Here is a 4,764-nt window from a genome sequence, read left to right on the forward strand (position 1 = left end):
CGCGACCTCTTCCTGGTCCATGTCGACCGGGATCAGCGTCTGTTCGCGCTTCATCACGTCGGCCATCGCGATTCCGCGCGGGGTGCGCAGGATCCACGACAATTGGCATGTCCCGACCGGCTTGTGCGCCGGGTCGACCACGAAGATTTCCCAGAAATCGGTGGTCAGTTCCTCGTGCCCGCGCAAATAATCGATCGCGTCGCCGACGGTCCAATGTTCGGGCACCGCGATCAGCTCGCGCTGCATCAGGCGGCCGGCGGATTCCTCGGGATAGCTCAGCGCTTCCTCGATCGCCGCGCGATCGTCGGGCTCCATCGCGCGCAGCACTTCGCGCTGCTCATCGGCGTCGAGGTCCTCGATGATTGCGACCGCATCGTCGGTGTCGAGCTCGGAGGCGATGTCGGCGACCTGTTGCGGCTCGAGCGCGTCGATCAGATCCTCGCGGACATAATCGTTCATCTCGGCGAACACGTCGGCGTCGAGCAGGTCGGCGAGCGCCTTGGCGAGCGGCCCGCGATCCTCGTGCGGGGTCAGCTCGAACAGGTCGGCGATATCGGCGGGGTGGAGCGGTTCGACCAGCGCGCGCGCGGCGTCGGAATCGCCGGCCTCGACCGCGTCGAGCACGGCACGGACGAACGCCGGCTTCAGCCGGTCGTCCTCATCCAGCTGATCGGCAACGTTATCGAGTTCGGTTGCGCCGTCCGCGGGCGCCAGATCGGTCTCGCTCATCGTCTGACCTTGGTTCGGGCGCGGGGATATCCATATCGGGGGCCGTTAGCCGCTTTCATCGGGGTTTGCCAGCACCGAACGGCGCGTCTATCGCCACGCCAATTCATCACGTTACGGAGCATTCTCATGGCCGACGCCCCCGAAAAACTGACCCTGACGCTCGATGGCGGCGATGTCGTCATCGCGCTGCGCTCCGACCTCGCGCCGCAGCATGTCGAGCGCATCGCCGAACTGGCGAACGAAGGTTTTTACGACGGCGTGGTGTTCCATCGCGTCAACCCCGGCTTCATGGCGCAGGGCGGCGACCCGACCGGGACCGGGATGAAAGGATCGGACAAGCCCGACCTGCCGCAGGAGTTCTCCAAGGAGCCGCACGTCCGCGGCACCGCATCGATGGCGCGGACCAACGATCCGAACTCGGCCAACAGCCAGTTCTTCATCTGCTTCGACGACGCGCGCTTCCTCGACGGCCAGTATACCGTGTGGGGCCAGGTCGAAAGCGGCATGGACCTGATCGACGCGCTCCCGAAGGGCGAGCCGCCGCGCGAGCCGGGTAAGATTCTGAAGGCGCGCGCGGAGTAAGCCACTTTCCTCTCCAGCTTTCGCGGGAGAGGCTACGGAGACTTGGCGGCTTGCCGAAATCGGTGAGGGTCTTCTTTCTTCTTCATTGCGGACGAAGAAAGTAGACCCTCACCCAACCCTCTCCCGCGAAGGCGGGAGAGGACCAGGAAAGAAGATTCTAAGTCCGCGTGATGTTGCCGCGCCAGCCGGCTTCGCTTCGCTCAGCTCGCCTTCATATTGCTCGACACGTTCGTAAACGTCGTCTTGAGCCGGTTGCCCAGCCCCTGCATGGCAGCGATCGCGGCGACCGCAATCAACGCTGCGATCAGTCCATATTCGATCGCGGTCGCAGCGCGGGTATCGCGGAGCCGCTTGAAAAGCTTGGTCATCTCGAAACATCCCCAGATATTCCCCGGGATGCTTAGGTCAGACGGCTTGAAATAAGGTTAATGCGGCAGGGACTATGTCCCAACCTCGACCAACGTCTCGACCAGCCAGTCATGGAACAGCTTCACCGCGCGTTGCTGCATCGCGCGCGGGCGGCACACGAACCAATAACTGTACGGGCTCGCCACTTCGATATCGAACAATTTGACCAGCCGCGGGTCGTGCGCCTCGTCGAAATGGCTGGCGTGCATGAACGCGACGCCGAGCCCCTGCGCCGCCGCCTCGAGCATCAGCGCGCCCGAATCGAAATGATCGATCGCCAGCGGATCGAGCTCGTCGAGCCCGGCGGCGTGGCGCCACGCGCTGAACGTGTCGGGCATGTCGCGGTGAATGAGCGCCGTCAGCCCGGCGAGCTGCTCGGGCCGGGTAACCGGGTCCGGCCCTTCGACCAGCGATCGCGCGCCGATGACATAGACCTGATTGCTGTCGAGCCGCCTGGCGTAGAGGCTCGGGTCCGGCTCGCGGGTCAGCGCGATCGCCGCGTCGAGCCCGTCGCCGACGCGCGCCATCGCGTGCCCCGCGGTGTCGATGTCGAGATGGAGCTGCGGATATTTTGCGCGCAGTTCGGCAAGGTGCGGGAACAGCCGCTGCGACGCGAACAGCGGGAGCACGCCGAGCCGCAAGCGCAACACTTCGGTCCCGCTGGTCATGAATTCGACCGCGTCGGTCAGGCGGTCGAGCACCGGCGCGATCTGCTGCAGCAATCGCTCGCCATCCTCGTTGAGCACGACCGCCTGGTGCCGGCGTTCGAACAACGGTTTGTCGATGAAGCGCTCCAGCGCCTGGATTCGGCGGCTGAGCGCGGGGGCGGACAGCGCCAATTCCTGCGCCGCGGCCTTGACCGACCCGGTGCGGGCGACCTGAACGAACGCTTCGATCGCGGTCAATGGCGGCAGCCGGCGCATCCTCTTTCCCCTACGTCATCCTGACGTTGTGCGTTGCGGCACATACCGTCCGAGGCAACGCTACCATTTCCCCTCGTATAAAATCCACCGGCGATTGCGAAAGTTGCATGCAAGCGGTTTCATTTCGCACTTGCACAATAATCTGCTGCACCGCACATATGGGGAGCCTTTCAGGCATCCTCTCCTAAAAACTTTTCCGGCCGGGCCCTTGGGTCCGGCCTTTTTTTGTCTTGATTCCGGTCGCTTGATATCGTGCCCCTCGCACATCGGGAACCGCCTCGCTATCTCACGCGCTCCCGATTCCCCGGACGAGCAGGATTTCGTATGGCAGACGGCGACGACGCGCCCCACCGCAAGCTTCAAGTCGCCAATGCGCGGCCCGAGGATAGTGGGCGTGGCCTGGCGCACATTCCCCGCGCGCTGATGGCCGCGATCGGGATCGGCGAGGGCGACGTGATCGAGATCGTCGGCAAGACCAACACCCCAGCTCGGGCGGTCGCGCCCTATCCCGAGGACGAGGGGTTAGAGCTGATCCGCATCGACGGCTTGCAGCGCGCCAATGCCGGGGTCGGGTCGGGCGACTTCGTCGATATCCGCAAGGCCGAAGTAAAGGCGGCGACCCGCGTGATCTTTGCCCCCGCGCAACAGAATTTGCGGTTGCAGGGATCGACCGCCGCGCTCCAGCGCACCTTTTTCGGGCGTCCGCTCTGCCAGGGCGACGTGGTCGCCACCGCGGGTCAGCAGCGCGTCGATCCCGAGGGCATGCCGCCCAACGTTGCGCAATATCTTCGCGCGCCGGCCTATGCACTGCAGGAAATCCGCCTCGCGGTGATCGCGACGGTACCCAAGGGTATCGTGTTGATCGACCAGAATACCGAGATCGAGCTGCGCGCCGAATATGAGGAAGTGAAGGACGCGCGCCGCGCCGACGTGACGTACGACGATATCGGCGGAATGGGCCCGACGATCGACCAGTTGCGCGAGATGGTCGAATTGCCACTGCGGTACCCCGAATTGTTCCAGCGGCTCGGCGTCGATCCACCCAAGGGCGTGTTACTCCACGGCCCCCCCGGCACCGGCAAGACGCGGCTCGCGCGCGCGGTCGCCAACGAAAGCGACGCGCAATTCTTCCTGATCAACGGCCCCGAAATCATGGGGTCGGCGTACGGCGAGTCCGAGTCCAAGCTGCGCCAGGTGTTCGAGGAAGCCGCCAAGAACGCGCCGTCGATCGTGTTCATCGACGAAATCGATTCGATCGCGCCCAAACGCGGCAACGTCACCGGCGAGGCGGAGAAGCGGCTGGTCGCGCAATTGCTGACCTTGATGGATGGGCTGGAGGCACGCGCAAACCTGGTCGTGATCGCCGCGACCAACCGGCCCGAGGCGATCGACGAAGCGCTGCGGCGTCCCGGCCGGTTCGACCGCGAGATCGTCGTCGGCGTCCCCGACGAGCGCGGGCGGCGCGAAATCCTCGGCATCCACACCCGCGGCATGCCGCTCGGCGACCGCGTCGATCTGGATGAGCTGGCGCGCACGACGTACGGCTTCGTCGGCGCCGACCTGGCGGCGCTCGCGCGCGAGGCGGCGATCGAGGCGGTGCGCAAGATCATGCCGCGCCTCAACCTCGAAGACCGTACGATCCCGCCCGAGGTGCTCGACACGCTGGCGGTGACGCGCGAGGATTTCCTCGACGCGCTCAAACGCGTCCAGCCGAGCGCGATGCGCGAAGTCATGGTCGAGGCGCCGCGCGTCCGCTGGGACGATGTCGGCGGGCTCGACGACGCGCAGATGCGGCTCAAGGAAGGCGTCGAACTGCCGCTCAAGGACCCCGACGCGTTCCGCCGCCTCGGCATCCGCCCGGCCAAGGGCTTCCTGCTCTACGGCCCGCCCGGCACCGGCAAGACCTTGCTGGCCAAGGCAGTGGCGCGCGAGGCCGAGGCGAACTTCATCTCGACCAAATCATCCGACCTGCTCAGCAAATGGTACGGCGAGAGCGAGCAGCAGATCGCCCGGCTGTTTTCCCGGGCCCGCCAGGTCGCGCCGACCGTGATCTTCTTCGATGAGCTCGATTCGCTGGTGCCGGCACGCGGCGGCGGGCTGGGCGAGCCGCAGGTCACCGAGC

5 protein-coding genes are annotated in these 4,764 nt (G+C 65.6%); 2 read left to right on the forward strand and 3 right to left on the reverse strand.

Going from position 1 to position 4,764, the window contains the following annotated elements; translation table 11 throughout:
* Positions 1-729, reverse strand: a 729-nt coding sequence (locus JWM94_RS13085) for a magnesium transporter (protein WP_367185893.1), incomplete at its 3' end; no start/stop codon positions are given.
* A 126-nt stretch (positions 730-855) separates the two neighbouring features.
* Between JWM94_RS13085 and JWM94_RS13090 the strand changes: the two genes are divergently transcribed.
* On the forward strand, positions 856-1,311 hold the full coding sequence (locus tag JWM94_RS13090) for a peptidylprolyl isomerase (RefSeq protein ID WP_299427719.1): 456 nt from the start codon (positions 856-858) through the stop codon (positions 1,309-1,311).
* Between the two features lie 200 nt (positions 1,312-1,511).
* Here JWM94_RS13090 and JWM94_RS13095 read toward each other — a convergent pair whose 3' ends face one another.
* Entirely contained in the window at positions 1,512-1,679 is a 168-nt protein-coding gene (locus JWM94_RS13095) for a Flp family type IVb pilin (RefSeq protein ID WP_299427722.1), read from the reverse strand.
* 72 nt (positions 1,680-1,751) lie between these two features.
* On the reverse strand, positions 1,752-2,642 hold the full coding sequence (locus tag JWM94_RS13100) for a LysR substrate-binding domain-containing protein (protein WP_299427724.1): 891 nt from the start codon (positions 2,640-2,642) through the stop codon (positions 1,752-1,754).
* Positions 2,643-2,966: 324 nt separating this feature from the next.
* Here JWM94_RS13100 and JWM94_RS13105 point away from each other — a divergent pair.
* Positions 2,967-4,764: AAA family ATPase (locus tag JWM94_RS13105; protein ID WP_299427726.1), on the forward strand; the 1,798-nt coding region annotated here is incomplete at its 3' end.

It is taken from the genome of Sphingomonas bacterium (assembly GCF_028289855.1).
Lineage (GTDB): Bacteria > Pseudomonadota > Alphaproteobacteria > Sphingomonadales > Sphingomonadaceae > Sphingomonas.

Coding starts and splice junctions, on each gene's coding strand:
- JWM94_RS13100 (WP_299427724.1), bottom strand. CDS start 2,642: ATGCGCCGGCTGCCGCCATTGACCGCGATCGAAGCGTTCGTTCAGGTC.
- JWM94_RS13095 (WP_299427722.1), bottom strand. CDS start 1,679: ATGACCAAGCTTTTCAAGCGGCTCCGCGATACCCGCGCTGCGACCGCG.
- JWM94_RS13090 (WP_299427719.1), top strand. CDS start 856: ATGGCCGACGCCCCCGAAAAACTGACCCTGACGCTCGATGGCGGCGAT.